Origin of the sequence: Micromonospora sp. CP22, assembly GCF_009712475.1 — a bacterium.
Classification (GTDB): domain Bacteria; phylum Actinomycetota; class Actinomycetes; order Mycobacteriales; family Micromonosporaceae; genus Micromonospora.
Genome location: NZ_VCJO01000003.1, coordinates 179,984 through 202,963 on the forward strand (window position 1 = coordinate 179,984; position 22,980 = coordinate 202,963).

Consider the following 22,980-nt stretch of genomic DNA (forward strand, 5'->3'; position numbering starts at 1 on the left):
GGGCCCCTTACTAACGCCTGCGGTATAGGAAGGGTCCCTTCCTTACACCTCAGCGAGTGGGTGAGAGCAGCCCGACCAGTTCCACGTGCTGGGTCATCGGAAACAGGTCGTACCCGCGCAGCGCCGTCAGCCGCCACCCCAGGTCGGCGAAGACCCGCACATCCCGGGCGAACGCGGCCGGGTCACAGGCCACGTACGCCACCGTCCGGGGTCCGGCGGCCACCACGTCACGCACCACCCGCGCTCCGGCCCCGGTCCGGGGCGGGTCGAGCACCACCACGTCGACCGGGCCGGTGACCCGGCGACGGGCCAGGGCGGTCTCCACCCGGGCCGCCACCACCTCCACGACCGGCAGGTCGCGCAGGTTCTCCCGGGCCGCCGTGACGCCGTCACCGGCCGCCTCGACCAGGGTGACCCGCCCGGTCTCGCCCACCCGAGCGGCCAGCGCCGCCGCGAACAGGCCGGCGCCACCGTAGAGATCCCAGGCCCGCTCCCCCGGCCGAGGGTCGGTCAGCTCCAACACCGCGTCGACCAGGGTGTCCGCAGCGGCGGGATGCACCTGCCAGAAGGACGAGGTGGGCACCGTCCATTCCCGACCGGCGGCCCGCTCCCGGACCCGGTCCGGGCCACTGACCCGACGGGCGGTCCCGGCCGCGACGGCGGTCACCGCCACATCCCCGCCGGTGGAGGCGACCGCCTCCACCGCCTCGGCATCCGGCCAGCTCACCCCGGCGGCGGTGAGCACCGGCAGCTCCTGGATGGCCGGGTGGGCGATCAGGCAGCGATCGATCGGCACCACCTCGTGTGAGCGGTGCTTGAGCAGCCCGGCGCGCCCGGCCGCGTCGACCGCGTACCGCACCCGGGATCGCCAGCCCAACGGACCACCGGGCAACGCGGTCACCCGCAGGCCGAGCGCGTCACAGGCGGCCTCGTCCAGGCCGCCGAGGCGGATGAGCTGCTCACGGACCACCGCCTCCTTCCAGCGCAACTGGGCGTCCGGGGCGACGTGTTGCAGGTCGCAGCCGCCGCAGCGGCCCGGGCGCGCGTACGGGCAGGGTGGGGTGACCCGCTCCGGGGCCGCCTCCAGCACGGTGACCGCGTCGGCCCGGACGAAGCCCCGGTGCACCTCGGTCACCTCGGCCAGCACCCGCTCACCCGGTAGGGCGTGCCGGACGAAGACCACCTGGCCGTCCACCCGGGCCACGCAGTGCCCACCGGGCGCCACCGCCGCGACGGTCAACTCGACCCGCTCGGCCTCCTCCAGCCCGCTGATCACGCCTCCCTCACCAGGTTCGGCGCGTCGCCGACGTTCACTCATCGCGGTTCACCGTCCATCGGGTCGCGCTCCGGATCCAACGGCGGAACGACGGGTGGCAGGGTGCCGCGCGGGGTGACCCGGGGGCCGCGGGCCGGTCCACGGCCCAGCGTGGCGTCCAGTCGGTCCAGGTCCTTGCCGGCGGTCGAGGCGAGCTGCCACGGCACGCTGGTCACCATCACCCCCGGCTCGAACAGCAGTCGCCCCTTGAGCCGCAACGCACTCTGGTTGTGCAGCAGGTTCTCCCACCAGCGTCCCACCACGTACTCGGGGATGAAGACCGTCACCACGTCGCGCGGTGACGCACGGCGCACCCCGGCCACGTAGTTCAGGATCGGGCGGGTGATCTCCCGGTACGGCGAGTCGATCACCGTCAACGGGATCGGCACGTCCCGTCGTTCCCAGTCGCCCTGCAACTGCCGGGTGTCGTGGTCGTCGACGTTCACGGTCACCGCGGTGAGTGTGTCCGGCCGGGTGGCCTGCGCGTACGCCACCGCCCGCAGGGTCGGTTGGTGCAGTTTGCTGACCAGCACGATGGCGTGGTTGCGGGCCGGCAGCACCGGACGCCCCTCGTCCGGGGCCAGTTCGACGGCCACCCGGTCGTAGTGCCGCCGGATGGCCAGCATCAACACGTAGATCAGACCCATCGCGACGATGGCGATCCACGCACCGAGCAGGAACTTGGTGATCAGCACGATCACCAGCACCGCGGCGGTCATCGCCATGCCGAAGGCGTTGATCGCCCGGGAGCGGACCATCCGACGGCGCGCCTGCGGATCCCGCTCCCGGCCCAGCAGCCGGTTCCAGTGCCGGATCATCCCGGCCTGGGAGAGGGTGAACGAGACGAAGACGCCGACGATGTAGAGCTGGATGAGCTTGGTCACCTCGGCCTGGAAAACGACGATCAGCAGGATCGCGAAACCGGCCAGGAAGAGGATCCCGTTGGAGAAGGCCAGCCGGTCACCCCGGGTGTGCAGCTGTCGGGGCAGGTAACGGTCCTGGGCGAGGATCGAACCGAGCACCGGGAAGCCGCTGAAGGCCGTGTTGGCGGCCACGAACAGGATCGTGGCGGTCACCCCGACGACCAGGAACAGCAGCACCGACCCCGACCCGAAGACCGTCTCGCCGAGCTGGGCGGTGACGGTCTTCTGCACGTAGCCGTCCGGGCCGGCGACGATCTGCACGGCCGGGTTCTCGACGAACTGGAGCCCGGTGAGCCGCGCCAACCAGACGATGCCGACCAGCATCGTCACCGAGACCAGGCCGAGCATCAGCAGCGTGGTCGCGGCGTTGCGACTCTTCGGCGCCTTGAACGCCGGCACCCCGTTGGAGATCGCCTCCACGCCGGTCAGCGCGGCGCAGCCGGAGGAGAAGCTCCGCAACAGCAGGAACGCCATCGCCCAGCCGGTGGTGTCGTGCCACTCGGCGGCGACGACCAGGTCGGCGCTGGGCGCGCGCAGTTCCTCGCCGAGCACCACGATCCGGACCAGCCCGGTGAGGATCATCCCGATGATCACGATCATGAAGCCGTACGTCGGGATGGCGAAGGCGCTGCCCGCCTCCTTGAGCCCCCGCAGGTTGACCGCGCTCAGCAACACCACGGCGGAGACCGCGATGAGCACCTTGTGGGTCCCCACGAACGGGATCACCGAGCCGAGGTTGGCCACCCCGGAGGAGACCGACACGGCGACGGTGAGGACGTAGTCGACCAGCAGCGCGCTGGCCACCCCCACCCCGGCTCGCGGGCCGAGGTTGACCGTCGCCACCTCGTAGTCGCCGCCGCCCGAGGGGTACGCGTGCACGTTCTGCCGGTAGCTGGCCACCACGGTCAGCATGACCACCACCACGCCGAGGGCGACCCACGGCGAGAACACGAACGCCGAGGCTCCCGCGATGGAGAGCATCAGCAGGATCTCGTCCGGCGCGTACGCCACGCTCGACAACGCGTCCGAGGCGAAGACGGGCAGGGCGATGCGCTTCGGCAGCACGGTGTGCTTGAGCCGGTCGGACCGGAACGGCCGGCCGACGAGCAGCCGCTTCAGCAGCGAGGTGGATCGGGCCACAACGGCACAGCGTACGACCACCACCGGTGGGAGCGTGGGGTGCCCGGCCACGGCCATCACCAGCACAGGAGTACCGTCGGTCCCCGCCTGCGGCCCGGACGTGGCAGGCTCGCAGACGACGAGGCGCGGCGGCACCACCGTGGGAGGCAGCGTGCACATCGTGATCATGGGTTGTGGTCGGGTCGGCTCGACCCTGGCCCACAGCCTGGAGTCCCGGGGGCACTCGGTCGCGATCATCGACCAGGACGCGGACGCCTTCCGTCGGCTGCGCCCGGACTTCACGGGCGTCACGGTCACCGGGGTGGGCTTCGACGGCGACGTGCTGCGCCAGGCCGGCATCGAACGGGCCGACGCCTTCGCCGCCGTCTCCAGCGGCGACAACTCCAACATCATCTCGGCCCGGTTGGCCCGGGAGAACTTCGGCGTGGTCCGGGTCGCGGCCCGCATCTACGACCAGCGCCGAGCGCAGGTCTACGAACGGCTGGGCATCCCCACCGTGGCCACCGTCCGGTGGACGGCCGACCGGATGCTGCGCCACCTGCTGCCCGAGGGCAACGTGGAGATCTTCCGCGACCCCACCAGCACCGTCTCGATCGTGGAGGTGCCGGTGCACAAGGACTGGATCGGCCGTCCGGTGCGGGATCTGGAGGAGGCGACCGGTGCCCGGGTGGCGTACCTGACCCGTTTCGGCATCGGCACGCTACCCACCGCCTCCAGCGTGGTGCAGGAGGGCGACCAGGTTTTCATGCTGGTCACCGACGACATGGTGGCGGCGGTCACGTCCGTGGCGGCGACACCCGAAGGGGGTCAGTGACCATGCGGATCGCGATCGCCGGTGCCGGCAACGTGGGCCGTTCCATCGCCCAGGAGCTGATCGAGAACGGCCACCAGGTGATGCTCATCGAGCGGCAGCCCCGGATGCTCCGCCCCGCCCGGGTGCCGGAGGCGCAGTGGGTACTGGCCGACGCCTGCGAGCTGGCCAGCCTGGAGGAGGCCGAGCTGGCCGACTGCGACGTGGTGGTCGCGGCCACCGGCGACGACAAGGTCAACCTCGTGGTCTCGCTGCTGGCCAAGACCGAGTTCGCGGTGCCTAGGGTGGTCGCCCGGGTCAACCGGGCCGAGAACGAGTGGCTGTTCACCGAGCAGTGGGGCGTGGACGTGGCGGTCAGCAAGCCACGGGTGATGGCCGCGCTGGTCGAGGAGGCGGTGACCGTCGGTGACCTGGTCCGTCTGATGACGTTCCGGCAGTCCGAGGCGAACCTGGTCGAGATCACGTTGCCGCCGACCGCGCCCTACGTCGGACGCCCGCTGCGCGAGGTTCCACTGCCCCGGGATTCCGCGCTGGTGGCGATCCTGCGCGGCAAGCGGGTCCTGGTGCCCAGCCCGGACGACCCGATCGAGGCCGGCGACGAACTGGTCTTCGTCTGCACCGCCGAGATGGAGGACGCCGTCCGGGCGGTGGTGCTCGGCCCGGACAGCGTGGAGCGTACCCGCGAGTCACACTGAGCGGCCGTCCCGGCCTGGGTCACCACCGCTGCGGCTCAGCCGGCCAGCGGCTCCGTCCGGCGGGTGACCCGCCGCACCGTCCAGACCGTGATCAGCAACAGCAGCACGTACGGCGGGTAGCCCAGGGCCAGTCGCGCCACCCCGAGGGCGGTCTCCATGTCGGCGGCCGCGGCCTCGTCGCCGAGCTGGTCGAACCGGCGGGCCGCCAGGTAGATGGCGGCCTGCACGCCGACCTTGGCCAGCCACACCACGCCCCACAGCACGGTCAGTCTGGTGAAGGTGCGGACCAGCACCGGATCCTCGCGCCACTGCGAGCTGCCCTTGGCCACCAGCACCGACCAGATCCAGCCGACCAGCGGCTGCCGGATCACCGCCGAGAGCAGCAGGGCCAGACCGTAGCCGATGCCGTAGAGGATGCCGGGCAGGTAGAAGTCGCGTGCGTCACCGGTGCGCCAGGCGATGGCGGCACCGATCCCGATGCCGAACAGGCCGTTGACCGCGTGCCGCACCGGCCGGCGCTGAGCCAGCCGCAGCCCGCCGATCAGCACCGCCACCGCCACCGACGCGATCACGGCGGGCCGCAGCTCGCCGACGATGTTGGCGATCACGAAGATCACCACCGGGATGCTGGACTCGGCCAGTCCTCGCCAGCCGCCGAGCTGGTCGGCCATCTGCTCGGCGACGGTGGGCAGCCGCTCCTCGTCCGCCGGCCCGGCCTCCGGCTGGGTCGCCGGGTGCTGTCCGGTCGTCATCGTCCGCTGTCCATCCGCAACGCCCGCAGGTTCACTTCGACGGCTCCAGCTCGTAGTACGGGTTGTAGATCACCTTGCGGTCGTCGCGCACCGCGACCCGGCCCCGGGCCGTCAGGTGCCGCCCCGGCTCGATGCCGACGATGTGCCGCCGCCCGAGCCAGACCAGGGTCACGACGTCACTGCCGTCGTAGAGATCCGCCTCCAGCGCGGGCAGGTTCGTCCTAGGGGTGTAGACGACGGTACGCAGCCGACCGCTGACCGACGCCACCTGCCCCCGCGTGCAGTGCCGCACCGGCACCGCGCCACAGCGGGCGCTCTCCCGCTGCAACTGCTGCGCCTCGATCTCGGCCTCGCTCGCGGTCAGCCGTCGCAACATCCGCCGCAGCGAACCCTGACCCTCGTCGGTGGTCATGAGCTGCGCGTCACCCTCTCCACGCCGGCCGGCAGGCACCGGAAGCAACCGCCCGCGGACGGCAGCCGCGAGGATACCCGCCAGCGTACGCCGGAACGGGCGCTTCCGGCGGACCGGAAGCGCCGTGCGGCCGGGCTGACACCGGGTTTCCGAGGAACGCTCAGCGGCCGGGCGTCGACGCCGCGTCGGACCGTTCACCGGTCGTCGCGGCCTGCTCCGCCGCCTCGCGCGGCAACCGCAGCGGCAGCGGCTCGCGTACCGGCTTGGCCTCCATCCCCCGGTCGACGACCAGCCCGTCCAGGCAGCGGGCCAACGGACCGGCGGCGGCCGGATCGGTGGCCGCGGCCCCCTGGTAGACCGCCCGGACCATCCAGCGCGGGCCGTCGATGCCGACGAACCGCAGGTCGGTCAGGCCGTCGTCGGTGCGTACCCGGGCGTGCAGCTCCGTGCCGTACTCACCCTCGACCTCCTGCGCGGCGGCGCCGTCGGCGAACAGCGACTGGCGGATCTCCTCGCGTACCTCGTCCCAGATCCCCTCGGAACGTGGGGCGGCGAAGGCACCGAGTTGCAGGGCGCTCTGGCCGTGCACCAGCACCACCTGCTGGACCACTCCCTGCGGGTCGGCCTGCACCCGCACCTCGACGTCGGGCACCGCCGGGATCTGCAGGCTGCCCAGGTCGAGCCGCTGCACCCCCTCCGGGGCCTCGGTGATGTCGTACGGCCCACGCGCCGGCCGCTCCGGTTCCGACGGGGCGGCCTCGGGCACGGTCGCCCGCTCGTCAAGGGCGTGCCGTCCCGCAGCCCGCTTTCGGGAGAAGATCACTGCGTCCAACCTCCGCTGTTCGCACTCACGGTGCCATCGTGTCCGTTCGCGCCGTCCATGGCCGGCGGTGGTACCAGCCCGGCGTGGCCGCCGGTGGAGCCGTGCCCACCGGTCCCACGCCCCGACGCGGGCAGCTCGGCCACCGGCTGGAAGATCGCCCGTTCCACCCGTTGCACAACCAGCTGTGCGATCCGGTCGCCCCGGGCGATCTTCACCGACGCGGCCCGATCATGGTTGATCAGGTTGACCAGGATCTCACCCCGGTAGCCGGCGTCGACCGTACCGGGCGCGTTGAGCACCGTCACGCCGAGTCTGGCGGCAAGCCCCGATCGGGGATGCACCAGGCCCACGTACCCCTCGGGCAGCGCGATCGCCACCCCGGTCGGCACCAGCGCCCGGCCGCCGGGGGGCAGCTCCACGTCCACGGCCGCCACCAGGTCGGCACCGGCGTCACCGGGATGGGCGTACGCCGGCAGCGGCAGCTCGGGGTCGAGCCGCCGGACCGGCACGGGCACCACGTCGGTCACGATGTCCCTCTTTCGTCGGTTCCGCTGGGGGTGACCCTGCCATCCTGCCCGGTACCCGGGGGTCGGCGCGCCGTACCCTGGCACGAGTGAGCCAGTCACCGCCACCTTCGTCCGTCACGGCACCCCCGACGTACGCCGAGCGAATGCGTCTGCCCTGGTGGATGTGGCTCGCCGGGCTGGCCGCCGCCGCGCTGCTCGCGGTGGAGGTGTGGATGGGCGGGTCCGGCGTACGCGCCTGGCTGCCGTTCGCGGTGCTGCTTCCGGCCGCCGTCGCCGGGCTGGCATGGCTGAGCCGGATTCGGATCGCGGTGGCCGACGGGGAGTTGCGGGTCGACGACGCCCGGCTGCCCGTCCGGTTCGTCGCCGACGCCATCGCCCTGGACGCCGAGGGGCGGCGCGAGGTGCTCGGTGTCGGCGCTGACCCGCTGGCGTTCGTCGTGCAGCGGCCGTGGATCCCCGGGGCCGTCCAGGTGATCCTCAACGATCCGGCCGACCCCACGCCGTTCTGGGTGGTCAGCTCCCGACATCCGGTCGAGCTGGCCGAGGCCCTGCTGGCGGCGCGGGACGCGGCGCGCTGACCGGAGCGAGACGGCCCTGCGGCTGCGGCACGCCGCCCCGGCGCTCAGGAGCCCGGCAGGGCAGGTGGGGTGGGTGGCGCACCGGGCAGACTCCGTCGCTGCCGGCGCAGGTCGGTGCGGAGCTGGTCGGCCAGGGACCGGGTGGCCCGCCGGTTGAGGTAGCTCGCCACGGCCGCGCCGGTCAGGAACGGGCCCAGCGTGGTGAGGTTGCGACCGAAGCGCTTGAGCAGCGTCTCCCGCAGCTCGTTGCGGGCGGCCGTACCCAGCACCGCGCCCACGCCGACCCCGGGCATCATCGGGTTGACTCCCCGCTGACTCGCCCAGGCGTGCACCAACGCGATCGCCCGTTCGGTGCCGCCGGCCGGCAGCGGTACGCCGTACACCTCGTGCAGCTCGCCGGTCAGCTTCAGCTCCACCGCCACCACGGCGACCGTCTCGGCCGCGAGCAGCACCGGAGCGGACAGCAGGCTCGGGGCGACCGTCCACTGCACCGCCGAGGCCCCACCGCCGGCGGCACCGACCCCCGCCGTGGCCCGGGATGCGTTGCGGACCAGTCGGTCGGCCAGGTCCTCGCCTTCCAGGCCGGGAAAGTGCCGACGCAGGGTGGCCAGGTCACGGACCGGTACGTGTGGAGCGATCTCCGCGACGGTCTCCACCATCCAGCGCAGCGCGGCCCGTGGCTTGAACAGGTCGCCGATCCCTCGGGACCGGGCCTGCCCGACCAGCCGGCCGAGCAACTGACGCCGCTTCGCCGGCTCGATCTCGTCGGCGGTCAGCGCGGCGACCGTCTTCCCCAGCTCGTCGGTGCCGTCCTCGGCACGCGCGTGGTGCTCGCTCATGGCCGCATCACGACGCCGAGCCCGCCGATTCGCTCGCTCATGACTAACGAGTCAACCAGGTTGCGCGGCGCGGCGCTCGCTGAGCCGGGCGGCGGCGACTCCCCAGTGGAGTCGCCGCCGTGGTCGTGGTCGTCGCCCTGCTTCTCAGACGCACTCTCGGCAGATCAGCTCGCCGTTGCGCTCCACCGCCAACTGGCTGCGGTGGTGCACGAGGAAGCAACGGGCGCAGCGGAACTCGTCCTGCTGCATCGGTAGCACCTTGACCGTCAGTTCCTCGTCGGCAAGGTCGGCGCCGGGCAACTCGAAGCTCTCAGCCACTTCGGCCTCGTCGACGTCCACGGCGCCCGACTGTGAGTCGACGCGCCGGGCCTTGAGCTCTTCCAGGCTGTCCTCGCCGAGGTCGACCTCGTCGCGGCGCGGGGCGTCGTAGTCGGTGGCCATCGGTTCACTCTCCCATTTCGATGTTGTCGCTTCCGGTTGTAACGCCGGACGACGCTGTTTCGGTTCCGCTGGCCGGCCACCGCAAGTGTCGGCCACCTGACCCGACGACCGCTCGGACCAGACCGCCAGAGGATCTCCCCGGCGAGCGCGGAACCCTACCCCCCCTTTGGGCGAGGCATGTATACCGCCCTCGTGGCTGAGATGTACGCCCCTGCACGGGAAGTTGTTCCCAATGTGACTCAGGCGACACGAAGATAGGGGTAGTACTACCCCGTTCTCCGATGGCGCGCCGGTATGTCGGACTGTTTCCACGCGACCGTCGGACACCCGTTAACCTCAGCGGCGTATCCGACGGTCAGCGGACGGTCCGACCGCCGGCCGCCGCCACCCACCATCGCCCGGGAGCGCCCTGATGAGCTTTGCGCGAGTGCGAGCACTCGTAATCGTCGGCATGCTGGCGGTGGTCGCCCTGGTCTTCGTGGTCATTGCCCTGGTCAAGGACACTCAGGGTAACGCCGGTGTCGGCGAGGGCTGCCCGGAAGACTGGCCGCGTGCCGACGTCACCTTGCGGGACCACAAGGACGTCAAGATCAATGTGCTCAACGGCACGGATCGCCCCGGGCTGGCCGCCAACGTCGGTGACGACTTCCGCAACCGTGACTTCCAGGTCCAGAAGGAAGCCAACCAGAAGAAGAAGATCGACGACGTGGCGGTCCTGCGCTACGGCCCGAAGGGGGTCGGCTCGGCGCACCTGCTGCGGGCGTACTTCCTCGGCAACGCCGAGCTGGAGTACAACCCCAAGCGCGAGGACGACATCGTCGACGTGGTGCTGGGCAGCAGCTTCCAGCAGTTGGCCACCACCACCGAGGTCAACCAGTCCCTCGGCGACCTCGGCGCCCCGGTCGCCCCGCCGGGCTCCTGCCCGATGGTGGTCGACGACTGACCGACCCGGCCCGTCGGGCCGCCCCGCACCGAGCCCGACCCGGCGTTGTCCCGCACCAACCCCGACCCGGCCACAGGGCCCGTCGGACGCCCACCCCTCGGTCAGGGGCCGCCGGAGGCGTCCAACGCGGCGAGGTGGTCGTGCAGCGCGTCGAACAGGGCCGGCGCGGCGGCGATGACCATCTCGGGGCCCGGATCCAGCCCCTTGAGCCCGCCTACCCGTACGCCCGCCTCGGTGGCCACCAGCACCCCGGCGGCCTGGTCCCAGGCGGCCAGGCCCTTCTCGTAGTAGGCGTCCGCCCGTCCCTCGGCGACCAGGCAGAGGTCGACGGAGGCGGCACCGAGGCGACGGATGTCGCGTACGTGCGGGATCAGTTCGGCGACCACCCGGGCCTGGTGGACCCGGCGGGCGGCGGCGTACCCGAAACCGGTGATCACCAACGCCTGACCGAGATCGGTCTCGGTGGAGCAGCGCAACCGCCGGCCGTCGCGCCAGGCGCCCCCGCCGACGGTCGCGGTCCACTCCTCGCCGGTGTGGATGTTGCGTACGACACCCGCCACCACCTCGCCGTCCACCTCCGCGGCGATCGACACGCCGCAGTGCGTCAGCCCGTACAGGTAGTTGACGGTGCCGTCGATCGGGTCGACGATCCACCGCACCCGGGGCCGGGGGCCGTCCCCGCCCGCCGCGCCGTACTCCTCGCCGAGCACGGCGTCCTCCGGCCGTAGCCGGCGCAGTTCGGCGATGATCTGGCGCTCCACGGCCCGGTCGGCCGCGGTCACCACGTCGGTGACGGTGCTCTTGGTCGCCTCGACCGCGACGCCCTCGGTGCGCATCCGGTACGCGGTGGCCGCCGCATCCCGGGCAACCTCGATCGCGACCTCCAGCAGTTCCGGTGGCGATGGCACCGAACGGTCTGTCATCCGTCCCCTTCCCACACGGCCAGGTATCCGGCTTTCGCGCGGGTATCATCCTTACAAAGTCCAAATGTGCACCGAATCGGCGGTCCCGACCGTCGATCAGCCGTGCGGCGCAGGATGATGGCCGCAGACGGCGTTACAATTCACCCCTGCCCACGCGCCACGGGCCGCCCGACACCCGGCCGGCCCGGGACACGGGGGTTCCTCAACCACATCGCTCGGCGCGGTGCCCTACGCTGCGTCGGACGAACCCGGCCGTGCTCGCTCTTCGCCTCCGGAAGGTCATTCGTGACAGAACCCCGCCAGACCGGCGCCGACGTTCGCTCGCTCACCGACACCCTGATCGCCCACGCGCAGAGCGCCGGCGGCCAGCTCACGTCGGCCCAGCTCGCGCGCACCGTCGAGTCCGCCGAGGTGACTCCGGCCCAGGCCAAGAAGATCCTGCGGGCGCTCTCCGAGGCCGGGGTAACCGTCGTGGTCGACGGCTCGGCCAGCACCCGCCGACGGGTCGCCGCCGCCCGGTCCGCCACCCCAGCGTCCCGAGCCACCACCGCCAAGACCACCAAGAAGGCAGCCGCTTCCGCCCCGAAGCAGGCGCCAGCCGCCGAGGAGGCACCGGCGCCGGCGCCGCGCAAGGCGACCTCGCGTAAGGCGGCCGGCACCACCGCGGAGGTGGCCGCCAAGGCCGCCGCGCCGGCGAAGAAGTCCACCCGGGCCACCAAGGCCACCGTGGCCGCTGCGGCGGGCGCGGCGAAGTCCGGCAAGGCCGCCGCGGGCGGTGCCGCCGCCGCGGGCGGTGCCGCCGCCGAGGGCGAGGTCAACCCCGAGGAACTCGCCGCCGAGATCGAGGACGTGGTGGTCGAGGAGCCGGCGGAGCTGGCCCAGGCCGCCGCCGCCGACGCGGCGAACTCCGCCACCGACAACGACTTCGAGTGGGACGACGAAGAGTCCGAGGCGCTGAAGCAGGCGCGCCGGGACGCCGAGTTGACCGCCTCGGCGGACTCTGTCCGGGCGTACCTCAAGCAGATCGGCAAGGTCCCGCTGCTCAACGCCGAGCAGGAGGTGGAGCTGGCCAAGCGGATCGAGGCCGGGCTCTACGCCGCGGAGCGTCTGCGGGCCGCCGACGAGGGTGAGGAGAAGCTCGCCCGGGACATGCAGCGCGACCTGCTGTGGATCTCCCGGGACGGCGAGCGGGCCAAGAACCACCTGCTGGAGGCGAACCTCCGCCTGGTCGTCTCGTTGGCCAAGCGGTACACCGGCCGTGGCATGGCCTTCCTCGACCTCATCCAGGAAGGCAACCTCGGCCTCATCCGCGCCGTCGAGAAATTCGACTACACCAAGGGCTACAAGTTCTCCACCTACGCCACCTGGTGGATCCGCCAGGCCATCACCCGCGCCATGGCAGACCAGGCCCGCACCATCCGCATCCCGGTCCACATGGTCGAAGTGATCAACAAGCTGGGCCGGATTCAGCGCGAGTTGCTCCAGGATCTGGGCCGGGAGCCCACGCCGGAGGAACTGGCCAAGGAGATGGACATCACACCGGAGAAGGTGCTGGAGATCCAGCAGTACGCCCGGGAGCCCATCTCGCTCGACCAGACCATCGGTGACGAGGGTGACAGCCAGCTCGGTGACTTCATCGAGGACTCGGAGGCGGTGGTCGCCGTCGACGCGGTCTCGTTCTCCCTGCTCCAGGATCAGCTTCAGCAGGTGTTGCAGACGTTGTCCGAGCGTGAGGCGGGCGTGGTACGCCTGCGGTTCGGGCTGACCGACGGCCAGCCCCGTACGCTGGACGAGATCGGGCAGGTCTACGGCGTGACCCGTGAGCGGATCCGGCAGATCGAGTCGAAGACGATGTCCAAGCTCCGGCATCCGTCCCGTTCCCAGGTGCTCCGCGATTACCTCGACTGATCCGCGTCCGTCAACTGATCGTGCCTGTTTGACCACCAGATGTACAACGTCGGATGGTGATCAGGCGGTTGCACGAATGTGATCGTTGACGTGGCACCCTTGTTGCACGGCACACTGTCCGTGCCATGTGTGACCTCGGTCCCCCGCGGGCACACAGGGAAGGCGAGGCCCGGCAAGGATGTTGCACGATAGGTGACCAAGACCGAAGAGAGTGTTCATCGGTGACGACCAGAGGAGGAAGGCGATGACCCCGACCCTCACGCCGCCGCCCGAGACGGTGAGCCCCCCGGCCGCCGATGAACGGTGCGACCGCTGTAATGCCGCTGGCAAGCTTCGAGTCACCCTCGCGGGTGGCAGTGAGCTGGTGTTCTGTGGACACCACGCCAACAAGTACGCCGAGGATCTCGTCAAGATCACGGTACGGTACGCGACGGATCCGGAGTTCACCTGGCGCGGCGCCGACCTGATGGCCAACTGAGGGGCTCAGTAACCCGACCTAAAGGCGGCCGGAGGCATCCCCATGATGCCTCCGGCCGCCTCCCCACACCCACCCCCCGCCCCCGCCCCCACGTGTTGATCAAGAAGTTTTGGTCGCGGAAGCGCTTCCGCGACCAAAACTTCTTGATCAACAGGGAAAGTTAGAGGGTTTGGACGGTGGCGATGCGTTCTTCGAGCTGCTCGATGGTGGCCTGGGCGCTGGGCGGGCCGCCGCAGATGCGGCGCAGCTCGGCATGGATCTTGCCGTGGGGCTGACCGGTGCGGTGGTGCTGGGCCGCGACCAGGGCGTTCAGCTGCCGACGCAGGGCCACCCGGCGCTGGGCGGCGCTCATCGGGGCCGCCGGAGCGGAGGCGGGCGGCGCTGACTCCGTCCGCCGCTCGGCAGCCCGGCGGCGCTGGGCGGCGAGCTGGTCGGCCTGCCGCTTGGCGAGCAACGACGCCACCTGCTCCGAGGTGAGCAGGCCGGGCAGGCCCAGGTACTCCTCTTCCTCGGGAGTGCCGGCCTGGGCCGCCGTACCGAACGAGGCGCCGTCGAAGATCACCTGGTCCAGTTCGGCGGTGGCCGACAGCGCGGCGAACCGCTTCTCCAGTTCGCCGCTGGCCTGCTCGTCACGTTGGGCCCGCTCCAGCAGGTCGTCGTCGAAGCCCTCGCGGTCCTTGGGCTTGCCGAGCACGTGGTCCCGCTCGGCCTCCATCTCGCTGGCCAGCCCGAGCAGGTGCGGCACGCTGGGCAGGAAGACCGACGCGGTCTCCCCGGGCCGCCGGGCCCGGACGAAACGCCCGATCGCCTGTGCGAAGTACAGCGGGGTGCTGGCGCTGGTCGCGTATACGCCGACGGCCAGCCGGGGGATGTCGACGCCTTCGGACACCATCCGCACCGCCACCAGCCACCGTTGCTGAGACGCCGCGAACGTCGCGATCCGGGCGGAAGCGCCCACGTCGTCGGAGAGTACGACCGCCGCCTTCTCCCCCGTCACCTGCTCGATGAGCTTGGCGTACGAGCGGGCCGCCTGCTGGTCGCTGGCGATGACAAGGCCGCCCGCGTCCGGCATGCCCGCCTCCCGCAGCACGGTCAGCCGGGCGTCGGCCGCCCGCAGCACCTGGGGCATCCAGTCGCCGGCCGGGTCCAGGGCGGTGCGCCAGGCCTGGGCGATGAGATCCTGGGTCATCGGCTCGCCCAGCCGGGCCGCCAGCTCCTCCCCGGCGTTGGTACGCCACCGGGTCTCCCCCGAGTACGCCAGGAACAGCACCGGCCGCACCACGCCGTCGCGTAACGCGTCGCTGTAGCCGTACACCGAGTCGGCGCGGGAGCGCAGCAGGCCGTCGTCGCCCCGCTCGTAGCTGACGAACGGGATGGGGTTGTCGTCGGAGCGGAAGGGCGTGCCGGTCAGCATCAGGCGGCGTACCGCAGGCTCGAAGGCCGCTTTCACCCCGTCACCCCAGGTACGCGAGTCACCGGCGTGGTGGATCTCGTCGAGGATGACCAGGGTGCGTCGGGTCATGGTGCGCCGCCGGTGCACCTGTGGGGCCATCCCGACCTGCGCGTAGGTGACGACCGCACCGTGGAAGTCCGCCGAGGAGTGCAGGTCGGCGTTGCGGAACGCGGCGTCGAGTTGGATGCCCACCCGGGCGGCGGACTCCGCCCACTGCGTCTTCAGGTGCTCGGTCGGCGCGACCACCGTGACCGCCTCGACGCTGCCGTCGGCGAGCAGTTCGGCGGCGATCCGCAGGGCGAAGGTGGTCTTGCCGGCCCCGGGGGTGGCGACCGCCGTGAAGTCCTCGCTGCGCCGACGCAGGTACTCCACCAGGGCCTTGCGCTGCCAGGCGCGCAGGGGCGGAAACGTTTCGAGTGCCGGCGTCCGGACTGCCACGTGTTCGCTCCTCTCCGGCCGAACGGGATGTCCCGGCCGCAGGCCCGCGGACCCGGGCCGGGCGATGGCGGTCGCCCCACGAAAATGCCTCCGCGCAGCCGAGCCGCGAAGGCCGACTCAGCATAACCAGGGCCCGCTGGGGTGCCGACGCGACGCCACACCCGTCACGGGTGCCCTTCGCCACTGAGGGTTCACTCCGGCGACGGCCCGGACAGTCCGGTGTGCGGCGGACGCGTCGTCGCCACCGGCGCCGACCAGCGCCGCCGCAGGGCCACCAGGCGTACGCCGAAGACCAGCACGGCTGCGGCGGTGAGCGGGATCGGCCCGGTGTGGCCGAGGGCGTTGAGCAGCACCACCATGATCGAACCGACCAGCGACGCGACGGCGTAGATCTCCCGCCGCAGGACCACCGGGATCTCGCCGGTGAGCAGGTCGCGGACGAGTCCGCCACCGATCGCCGTGATCATGCCGATCAGGCAGGCGCCGACCGGCGGCACGTGGGCGTCGAGGGCCTTGAGGGTGCCGACGACGGTGAACAGGCCGAGCCCGGCCGCGTCCAGCACCAGAACGGTGGTGCGCAGCCGGGCGAACTGCGGATGCAGCCAGAAGATCGCCGCAGCGGTCGCCGCAGCGGTCCCCGCGTAGCGCCAGTCGCCGAAGGCCAGCGGTGGGACCTCGTCGATGACCAGGTCCCGGACGATTCCGCCACCGAGGGCCGCGACGAAGCCGACGAAGACCACGCCGAACAGGTCGAGTCGTTTGGCCACTGCCGCGGAGGCGCCCGAGGCGGCGAAGACCGCGACTCCGGCCAGGTCAGCCAGGAGCAGGGCGGTGGAGGTGGTCACCGCCGCAGGTTACGCGGGCCGTCGCGCGGGCCGAGGATCTCACTCGCGGTACGAGTCGTAGATCTCCTTGCACTTCGGGCAGACCGGCGAACCGGGTTTGGGCGTCTTCGTCACCGGGAACGTCTCCCCGCACAGCGCCACGACGAAGGTGCCCATGACGGCACTCTCGGCGATCTTTTCCTTCCGGACGTAATGGAACATCTCCGGACCGGTGTCGGCGTCCTTGAGCTCGGGACGTTCGAGGACCTGTGTAGTCACGTCTGCACCTCCGGCTGACAAGTCTGGCAGGTCACCCTTACCCGGTCCACCTGAGGTGACCCGTGTGGCGGGCGTACGGTGAGCGGTTGTGACCGACTTTCATCTTCGCTACGGCACCGAGGTGGCCCGAGCGCTGCGCGAGCAGGGCCCTGTGGTCGCTCTGGAGAGCACGATCGTCTCGCACGGCCTCCCCCGGCCGGACAATCTTCGGGTCGCCCGGGAGATCGAACAGGCCGTCCGGGACGCGGGCGCGGTCCCGGCCACCATCGGCATGGTCGCCGGGGAACTCGTGGTGGGGCTCGATGACGACGAGCTGACCCGACTGGCCACCGCCGACGGTGTGACCAAACTCTCCGTACGCGATCTCGCGGTGGCTGCCGCGACCGGTGCGGACGGTGCCACCACCGTGGCCGCGACCAGTGCCGTGGCCGCCGCGGCGGGCATCGGCGTGTTCGCCACCGGCGGGCTGGGCGGGGTGCACCGTGAGGCGGCGCAGACCTTCGACGAGTCGGCCGACCTGGTCACCCTGGCCCGTACCCCGATCGCGGTGGTCTGCGCCGGGGTCAAGTCGATCCTCGACGTGGGTGCCACGCTGGAACGGCTGGAGACCCTCGGAGTGGCCGTGGTCGGCTACCGGACCCGCCGGTTCCCGGGCTTCTTCATCACCGACGGCGGCTTCGACCTCGACTGGTCGGTCGACTCCCCGGAGCAGATCGCCGACGTGCTGGCCGCCCGCGAGCAGCACCGCGCGCACCACGGCGGGCTGATCGTCGCCAACCCGCTCCCTCCGGACGAGCAGCTCGACCCGGATCTGCACGACCTCACCCTCGCCGAGGGCCTGGCCCTGCTGGAGCGCGACGGGGTGACCGGCAAGGCCGTCACGCCGTACCTGCTGGCGCATTTCCACTCCGCCACGGCGGGTGCCAGCCTGGCGGTCAACGTCCGGATCATTCTGCGCAACGCCGATCTTGCCGCCCGGATCGCGGTCGCCGCCGCCCAGCGCCGGGCCGACCCGTCGGCGTGAACGCACGCCACGGCGGCACCGGCCGGGTGCTGGTCGTCGGCGACGTGGTCACCGACGTGGTGGCGGTGCTCGCCGGACCGTTGGCGCCCGGTTCCGACACCTCGGCGGCGATCAGGTCCACCGGTGGCGGGCAGGCGGCCAACACCGCGTCCTGGCTGGCTGCCCAGGGCGTACCGGTGACCCTGGTGGGGGCGGTCGGCGATGATGTCGCCGGGAATGACCGGGTGGCGGAGCTGGCTGCCGCCGGCGTCGACTGCGCGGTGGAGCGGGTCGCCGGAGCCGCCACCGGCACGGTGATCGTGCTGGCCGCCGGTGACGAACGGACGATGGTCACCGAGCGTGGGGCCAACGTACGGCTGAGTCCCGGGCACGTGGAAGCGGCGCTGGCCGGTACACCGGACGCGACGCACCTGCACCTGTCCGGGTACACCCTGTTGGACGCGCAGTCGCGACCAGCCGGTCTGCGGGCGCTGGCCGGCGCTCGCGAGCGCGGGCTCACCACCAGCGTCGACGCGGCCTCGGCGGCACCGCTGCGGGCGGCCGGGACGGCGGCGTTCCTGGAGTGGGTACGCGAGGTCGACCTGCTGCTGGTCAACGTCGACGAGGCCACGGTGCTGGCCGGGGGGCTCGAACCGGCGGCGCAGGGGCGGGCGCTGGTCGCCACGGCTCGTCGCGTGGTGGTCAAGCGCGGCTCTGCCGGTGCGATCTGGGTCGACCGGGACGCCGCGATCATCACCTCACCGGCCCACCGGGTGACGGTGCGAGACGTGACCGGAGCCGGTGACGCCTTCGCGGCGGGCCTGCTGGCCGCCTGGCTATCCGGGGCGACGCCGGCGGCGGCCCTGGCCCGGGCGGCGGATCTCGGTGCCGCGGCGGTGACGCAGGTCGGTGCCCGACCGGCTCGCTGAGCTGCCGACGGTCAGGGCTCGGCGTCGATGATCTTGTGTGGCCGCTCCTCGGCGCTGAGGCTCATCGGGGGCGGCGCCGCCTCGGTGGCCGATCGTGCCGAGAAGCGGTTCGCCAGGCGGTGCTGCTCCTTGGGTGGCCGGTCGTTGGCCAGCAGCACCGCGAGCCACGGGATGAGCACGCTGCCCAGCGCGACCAGGGGCAGCCAGAGCCAGAGCATGGGTGCTCCCACGCCGACCAGGACGGCACCGGCGATCACGCAGGCGACGCGGACACCCATCATCACGACGTAACGCCGCTGCCGACTGGTCAACTGATCGTCCTGGCTGCGCGAGGCGTCGGTGATGAGGATCGGCTGGTACGCCTGACGCTTCACCGTGTTACCTCCTCCGGAGGGGTCACCCCCATCCTGTCACCCACACCGGGTGAGCGACGAAATTCGTCGACGGGGGATTCGTGTTACGTGCGTGGTACGCTCGCCGCGTGGGCAGCAGGTTCAGCTTCACCGACGAGGCGTTGGCCAATCTGCGGGTCTACGACGTCACGCCGGGGGAAGTCTGGGAGGCGCTGCACAGCGACCGGCGGGTGATGCGCCATCTCGGTGACGACGTGATGGTGGTCTACGCCCCCACCGCCCGTGGCCGCCGGGTGGCCGTGCTGCTCGCCGAGGCCGACGGCGTCGACAACGACTGGGACGTGCTCGCCGCCCGCGAGTTGAGCGACGTCGAGGCCAAACGCTACGACGAGGCCGTGCGGAAATCTCCGGAGACGAGGAGGCGGTGACGATGAACCGTCACGACGCGACCAAGCAGTTCCACGGCGGCGGCGACCGGATCGCCGATCTGATCGACGAGAGTCAGGCGGTGGAGTTGCCGGTCCCCGACACCGAGACTCCGATGGTCAGCCGGTCGGTCCGGCTGCCCCTGGAGACGTACGAACGGGTCCGGGCCGCCGCCGACGCCCGAGGCATCGGCGTGACGACGTTGATGCGGCAGTGGATCGAGGCGGGCTTGGCCGACCTGGACGACTCGGCGACCGTCTCGCTGGCCGACGTCCGGCGGGCGATCGCCTCCCTCGCCCACCCGAGCGCCGCCTGACCTGACGCCGGTCCCGCACACCGACCTGCGTGGATCGCCAGCTGGCATGCTCGGACCTGATGCGGTGGCGGGTCAGCCCGCGCTCGCCTTCGCCGCCTTCATCTGCTGTTTGTACTCCCGAACCAGGCGCAGTGACTCGGCATCGGTGACATCGGCGACGGACCGGTGGGCATCCGGATCGCCGTAGTCGCCGGCCGCCTCCCGCCAGCCCGGCGGTCGCACGTCGAAGCGCTTGCCGAGCAGCGCGACGAAGATCTGTGCCTTCTGCCGACCGAATCCGGGCAGGGCGGTGACCCGCTTGAGCAGGTCACGGCCGTCCTCCAGGTCCGCCCACAGGTGGGCGGCGTCGCCGTCGTAGCGCTCGACCAACACCCGACAGACCTGCTGTACGCGGGCCGCCATCGCCTTGGGGAACCGGTGCAACGCGGGCGGTCGGGCGAAGATCGCCACCAGGGCTTCCGGGTCGAACTCGGCCAATTCCCGGGCGTCCAGGTCGTGGCCGAGCCGCTCGGCCAGCACGTAAGGCGAGGAGAACGCCTTCTCCATCGAGACCTGCTGGTCGAGCACCATGCCGATCAGCAGGGCCAACGGGTCGCGGGTCAGTAGTCGGTTCGCCTCCGGGTCGATGGGCAGTACGAGTGTCATGCCCACATCCTGCCTGGTCGCGGGGGGTGGGGCGTGATCCGCCACTCACACGATGACAAGTTAGGTAAGCCTGTGCTAACTTCCCGTCGGTCGTCTTGACCGGAAGAGGGGTTCACCGTGCCAGTCACCCATCGCGCCACAGGCGCTTTGCTCACCGCCAGCCTGCTCGTTCTCGGCTTGGCCGCCTGTGGTTCGGGCGGGGACGAGAATGCCGGATCCGACGACAAGGGCGACAAGCAGATCACCGTCTACAGCGGACGCAGTGAGAAGCTGGTCGCGCCACTGCTGGAGAAGTTCACCGCGCAGACCGGCATCACCGTGCAGCCGCGGTACGCCAGCACCGCGCAGCTCGCCGCCCAACTCGTCGAAGAGGGCGACAAGTCCCCGGCCGACGTGTTCTTCGCGCAGGACGCAGGCGCCCTCGGCACCGTCGCCAAGCGGGGGATGTTCAGCACGCTGCCCGAGGCGACCACGTCCCAGGTGCCGCAGACCTACCGGGCGGGCTCCGGCGAGTGGGTCGGCGTGAGCGCCCGAGCGCGGGTCCTGATCTACAACCCCGATCTGGTCCCGGCCGACCAGTTGCCCAGGTCCGTCTTCGACCTGGTCGATCCGGCCTGGAAGGGCAAGGTCGCGGTGGCCCCGACCAACGCCTCGTTCCAGGCGTTCGTCACCGCGATCCGGGTGCAGCACGGTGACGCCCGGGCGGAGGAGTTCCTGGCCGGGCTCCGGGCCAACGATCCGCAGATCCGCGACGGCAACGGCAAGATCGTCGAAGACGTGAACAACGGCGTCGTGGCGGTCGGCCTGGTCAACCACTACTACCTCGGTGAGCTCGCCAAGGAGCAGGGCACCACCCCGGAGCAGCTCAAGGCCAAGCTGCACTTCTTCCCCGGCGGCGACACCGGCGCCCTGGTCAACGTGGCGGGCGTGGGCGTGCTCAAGGGTGCCGCCACCGACCCGGACGTGCAGCAGTTCGTGGACTTCCTGCTCAGCACGGAGTCGCAGACCTACTTCGCCGAGCAGACGTTCGAGTACCCGGTGATCTCCGGTGTGCCGGGTCCGGCGTACGTGCCGCCGCTGGCCGACCTGTCCGTGCCCGAGGTCGACCTGAACGACCTCGACACGCTGGACGCCACCGTGACCATGATCAAGAATTCGGGGCTGGTCCCCTGACCACTCCGCCGACCACCGCAGGGCCGCCCGGTATCCGGTCGGCCCTGTCGGTCGTCTCCGGCCGGCTACCACGGCTGGCCCCCCGCCCCGCGCTGTTGGCCGCCTCCACCGCCGCCGTGGCGGTGGCCCTGATCCCGCTCGCCTACCTCGGGGTACGCACCGCCGAGGCCGGCGGGGACCGCATCGTCGCCGAACTCTGGACCGAGCGGGTCGGTCTACTCGCCCTACGCAGTCTCGGGTTGGCCGGCGTGGTCACGATCGCCTGCGTACTGCTCGGCGTCGGCACCGCCTTCCTGGTCACCCGTACCGACCTTCCCGCACGGCGGCTGTTCGCCGTGCTGGCAGCGCTACCGCTGGCGGTCCCCACCTACATCGCCGCGTTCGCCTGGGTCTCGGCCGCTCCCCGGCTGGAGGGCTTCTGGCCGGCGGCCCTGGTCCTCACCCTCTGTTCCTATCCATACGTGCTGCTGCCGGTGGCCGCCGCGCTACGCGGGGCGGATCCCGCGCAGGAGGAGGTGTCCCGGTCCCTGGGACGCGGTGGATGGCGCACCTTCACCGCCGTCACGCTGCGACAGATCCGGCCCGCCACCGCCGCCGGGGCGTTGCTGGTCGCGCTGTACGTGCTCTCCGACTTCGGCGCGGTTTCCATCCTGCGCGCGGAGACCTTCACCCGAGCCATCTTCGTCGCCCTCGAACTGGGCTTCGACCGCACCGGGGCGTTGGTGCTCTCCAGCGTGCTGGTCGCGCTGACCGTGCTGCTGCTGGCCGGCGAGACCGCCACCCGCCGTCGCGGAGCCCAGTACGCACGACTTTCCGGCGCGCGTCGCCCGGTGCCCCGGTTGTCGCTCGGTCCGGCGCGCTGGCCGGCCATCGCCGCTCTGCTCGCTGTCGCCGTACTGGCGCTGGGTGTGCCGGCGGTCAGTCTGGGGCGGCGGCTCGTCGCCGGCACGTCCCGCCCGGGGGCGCTGCCCGAGGTGCTCACCGCCGCCGGGAACTCGCTGACCGTGTCGCTGGCCGGTGCCGCGTTGACCATGCTGCTGGCGCTGCCCCTCGGCCTGCTCGCGGCCCGTGCGCCGGGCCCGCTGACGACCGCGCTGGACCGGTTGGCGTACCTCGGTTACGCGCTGCCCGGTGTGGTCGTCGGGCTCTCCCTGATCTTCTTCGGGATCAACGTGGCGTATCCGCTCTACCAGACCCGGTGGCTGCTGGCCCTGGCGTACGCCACGCTGTTCCTGCCGCTGGCGGTCGGCGCGGTGGCCAGCGCCGCCGCCCAGTCCCCCGCCCGGCTGGAGGAGGTGGCGCGCTCACTCGGTCGCGGGCCGTGGACGGTCCTGCGGACGGTGACCCTGCCGCTGATCCTGCCGGGCATCGGCGCCGGTGCGGCGCTGGTGTTCCTCACCGGCATGAAGGAGCTTCCCGCCACCCTGCTGCTGCGTCCCACCGGCACGGACACCCTGGCCACCGAGTTGTGGACCAGCACGGCGGTCGGCGCCTACGCGGCGGCGGCACCCTATGCCGTGCTGTTGGTGGTGGTCTCGGCCCTGCCCACCTGGTGGCTGGTCGCCCGCAGCGGGCTGCTCGACCGGGAGGAGCGGCCATGACCGCACACCAGCCAGCGAACCGTCGGCACAGC

The 22,980-nt window shown here is 71.6% G+C and carries 26 protein-coding genes; 12 read left to right on the forward strand and 14 right to left on the reverse strand.

Translation table 11 applies throughout. The features are described from left to right. Positions 1–49: 49 nt before the first annotated feature. Both FF096_RS06740 and FF096_RS06745 read right to left on the reverse strand, forming a co-directional pair. Positions 50–1,318, reverse strand: a complete 1,269-nt coding sequence (locus FF096_RS06740; RefSeq protein WP_155215545.1) for a class I SAM-dependent RNA methyltransferase — start codon at positions 1,316–1,318, stop codon at positions 50–52. Then, entirely contained in the window at positions 1,315–3,378 is a 2,064-nt protein-coding gene (locus FF096_RS06745; protein WP_309222805.1) for an APC family permease, read from the reverse strand. Before FF096_RS06745 ends, FF096_RS06740 begins: the two co-directional genes overlap by 4 nt. Before the next feature lie 151 nt (positions 3,379–3,529). On the opposite strand from FF096_RS06745, the gene FF096_RS06750 reads away from it, so the two are divergent. Continuing rightward, positions 3,530–4,192, forward strand: coding sequence for a TrkA family potassium uptake protein (locus tag FF096_RS06750; protein WP_309222806.1), 663 nt, complete (start codon positions 3,530–3,532; stop codon positions 4,190–4,192). 2 nt (positions 4,193–4,194) lie between these two features. Next, positions 4,195–4,884 carry a TrkA family potassium uptake protein gene (locus FF096_RS06755; protein ID WP_155216027.1) on the forward strand — a complete coding sequence of 230 codons (690 nt, stop codon included), beginning with the start codon at positions 4,195–4,197 and terminating at the stop codon, positions 4,882–4,884. A 35-nt stretch (positions 4,885–4,919) separates the two neighbouring features. Here FF096_RS06755 and FF096_RS06760 read toward each other — a convergent pair whose 3' ends face one another. From FF096_RS06760 to dut, 4 genes are all read right to left on the reverse strand, one after another. Further along, positions 4,920–5,636: a DUF3159 domain-containing protein gene (locus tag FF096_RS06760; RefSeq protein WP_155215546.1), complete on the reverse strand. Its 717-nt coding sequence runs from the start codon at positions 5,634–5,636 to the stop codon at positions 4,920–4,922. A 31-nt stretch (positions 5,637–5,667) separates the two neighbouring features. Continuing rightward, positions 5,668–6,048 carry an OB-fold nucleic acid binding domain-containing protein gene (locus FF096_RS06765; protein ID WP_155215547.1) on the reverse strand — a complete coding sequence of 127 codons (381 nt, stop codon included), beginning with the start codon at positions 6,046–6,048 and terminating at the stop codon, positions 5,668–5,670. 160 nt (positions 6,049–6,208) lie between these two features. Next, positions 6,209–6,871, reverse strand: coding sequence for a DUF3710 domain-containing protein (locus FF096_RS06770; RefSeq protein WP_309222807.1), 663 nt, complete (start codon positions 6,869–6,871; stop codon positions 6,209–6,211). Next, positions 6,868–7,398, reverse strand: a complete 531-nt coding sequence (gene dut, locus FF096_RS06775; RefSeq protein ID WP_309222808.1) for a dUTP diphosphatase — start codon at positions 7,396–7,398, stop codon at positions 6,868–6,870. The genes FF096_RS06770 and dut overlap by 4 nt, the downstream gene beginning before the upstream one ends. Before the next feature lie 143 nt (positions 7,399–7,541). Here dut and FF096_RS06780 point away from each other — a divergent pair, with 143 nt between their 5' ends. After that, entirely contained in the window at positions 7,542–7,976 is a 435-nt protein-coding gene (locus tag FF096_RS06780) for a DUF3093 domain-containing protein (protein ID WP_155216031.1), read from the forward strand. A 44-nt stretch (positions 7,977–8,020) separates the two neighbouring features. On the opposite strand, the gene FF096_RS06785 is transcribed toward FF096_RS06780, so the two are convergent. Both FF096_RS06785 and FF096_RS06790 read right to left on the reverse strand, forming a co-directional pair. Beyond that, positions 8,021–8,815, reverse strand: coding sequence for a hypothetical protein (locus tag FF096_RS06785; protein ID WP_155215549.1), 795 nt, complete (start codon positions 8,813–8,815; stop codon positions 8,021–8,023). Between the two features lie 144 nt (positions 8,816–8,959). Then, positions 8,960–9,256, reverse strand: a complete 297-nt coding sequence (locus FF096_RS06790) for a DUF4193 domain-containing protein (protein ID WP_007075406.1) — start codon at positions 9,254–9,256, stop codon at positions 8,960–8,962. Positions 9,257–9,683: 427 nt separating this feature from the next. On the opposite strand from FF096_RS06790, the gene FF096_RS06795 reads away from it, so the two are divergent. Continuing rightward, positions 9,684–10,199 (forward strand): LytR C-terminal domain-containing protein, encoded by a 516-nt coding sequence (locus tag FF096_RS06795; protein WP_309222809.1) that lies wholly within the window; start codon positions 9,684–9,686, stop codon positions 10,197–10,199. Positions 10,200–10,300: 101 nt separating this feature from the next. Here FF096_RS06795 and FF096_RS06800 read toward each other — a convergent pair whose 3' ends face one another. Continuing rightward, positions 10,301–11,122, reverse strand: coding sequence for an inositol monophosphatase family protein (locus tag FF096_RS06800; protein WP_155215551.1), 822 nt, complete (start codon positions 11,120–11,122; stop codon positions 10,301–10,303). Between the two features lie 285 nt (positions 11,123–11,407). On the opposite strand from FF096_RS06800, the gene FF096_RS06805 reads away from it, so the two are divergent. Both FF096_RS06805 and FF096_RS06810 read left to right on the forward strand, forming a co-directional pair. After that, on the forward strand, positions 11,408–13,030 hold the full coding sequence (locus FF096_RS06805; RefSeq protein ID WP_309222810.1) for an RNA polymerase sigma factor: 1,623 nt from the start codon (positions 11,408–11,410) through the stop codon (positions 13,028–13,030). A 244-nt stretch (positions 13,031–13,274) separates the two neighbouring features. Continuing rightward, positions 13,275–13,508, forward strand: coding sequence for a hypothetical protein (locus FF096_RS06810; protein WP_155215552.1), 234 nt, complete (start codon positions 13,275–13,277; stop codon positions 13,506–13,508). Between the two features lie 160 nt (positions 13,509–13,668). Here the strand turns inward: FF096_RS06810 and FF096_RS06815 are convergent, their stop codons facing one another. The 3 genes from FF096_RS06815 to FF096_RS06825 all read right to left on the reverse strand — a co-directional run bounded on the left by FF096_RS06815 (position 13,669) and on the right by FF096_RS06825 (position 16,502). Continuing rightward, positions 13,669–15,399: a DEAD/DEAH box helicase gene (locus FF096_RS06815; protein WP_309222811.1), complete on the reverse strand. Its 1,731-nt coding sequence runs from the start codon at positions 15,397–15,399 to the stop codon at positions 13,669–13,671. A gap of 191 nt (positions 15,400–15,590) precedes the next feature. Continuing rightward, complete coding sequence (locus FF096_RS06820) at positions 15,591–16,244, reverse strand: trimeric intracellular cation channel family protein (protein ID WP_309222812.1); 654 nt, start codon at positions 16,242–16,244, stop codon at positions 15,591–15,593. A 39-nt stretch (positions 16,245–16,283) separates the two neighbouring features. Continuing rightward, the gene (locus FF096_RS06825) at positions 16,284–16,502 is read right to left on the reverse strand and encodes a DUF3039 domain-containing protein (protein ID WP_169598685.1); all 219 of its coding nucleotides are present in this window, start codon (positions 16,500–16,502) and stop codon (positions 16,284–16,286) included. An 88-nt stretch (positions 16,503–16,590) separates the two neighbouring features. On the opposite strand from FF096_RS06825, the gene FF096_RS06830 reads away from it, so the two are divergent. After that, positions 16,591–17,526, forward strand: a complete 936-nt coding sequence (locus tag FF096_RS06830; RefSeq protein ID WP_309222813.1) for a pseudouridine-5'-phosphate glycosidase — start codon at positions 16,591–16,593, stop codon at positions 17,524–17,526. Continuing rightward, positions 17,523–18,434: a PfkB family carbohydrate kinase gene (locus FF096_RS06835; RefSeq protein ID WP_309222814.1), complete on the forward strand. Its 912-nt coding sequence runs from the start codon at positions 17,523–17,525 to the stop codon at positions 18,432–18,434. Before FF096_RS06830 ends, FF096_RS06835 begins: the two co-directional genes overlap by 4 nt. Before the next feature lie 11 nt (positions 18,435–18,445). On the opposite strand, the gene FF096_RS06840 is transcribed toward FF096_RS06835, so the two are convergent. Beyond that, complete coding sequence (locus FF096_RS06840; RefSeq protein WP_309222815.1) at positions 18,446–18,808, reverse strand: DUF3099 domain-containing protein; 363 nt, start codon at positions 18,806–18,808, stop codon at positions 18,446–18,448. 107 nt (positions 18,809–18,915) lie between these two features. Between FF096_RS06840 and FF096_RS06845 the strand changes: the two genes are divergently transcribed. Together FF096_RS06845 and FF096_RS06850 are read left to right on the forward strand one after the other, a co-directional pair. Then, complete coding sequence (locus FF096_RS06845; RefSeq protein WP_309222816.1) at positions 18,916–19,215, forward strand: hypothetical protein; 300 nt, start codon at positions 18,916–18,918, stop codon at positions 19,213–19,215. 2 nt (positions 19,216–19,217) lie between these two features. Beyond that, positions 19,218–19,529, forward strand: coding sequence for a hypothetical protein (locus FF096_RS06850; protein ID WP_155215555.1), 312 nt, complete (start codon positions 19,218–19,220; stop codon positions 19,527–19,529). 72 nt (positions 19,530–19,601) lie between these two features. Here FF096_RS06850 and FF096_RS06855 read toward each other — a convergent pair whose 3' ends face one another. Further along, a complete protein-coding gene (locus tag FF096_RS06855; RefSeq protein ID WP_155215556.1) occupies positions 19,602–20,174 on the reverse strand; it encodes an HhH-GPD-type base excision DNA repair protein in 573 nt (190 codons plus the stop codon). Between the two features lie 117 nt (positions 20,175–20,291). On the opposite strand from FF096_RS06855, the gene FF096_RS06860 reads away from it, so the two are divergent. Then, positions 20,292–21,347 carry an iron ABC transporter substrate-binding protein gene (locus tag FF096_RS06860; protein WP_309222817.1) on the forward strand — a complete coding sequence of 352 codons (1,056 nt, stop codon included), beginning with the start codon at positions 20,292–20,294 and terminating at the stop codon, positions 21,345–21,347. A 92-nt stretch (positions 21,348–21,439) separates the two neighbouring features. Then, a complete protein-coding gene (locus FF096_RS06865; protein WP_375335311.1) occupies positions 21,440–22,948 on the forward strand; it encodes an ABC transporter permease in 1,509 nt (502 codons plus the stop codon). Positions 22,949–22,980: the final 32 nt, after the last annotated feature.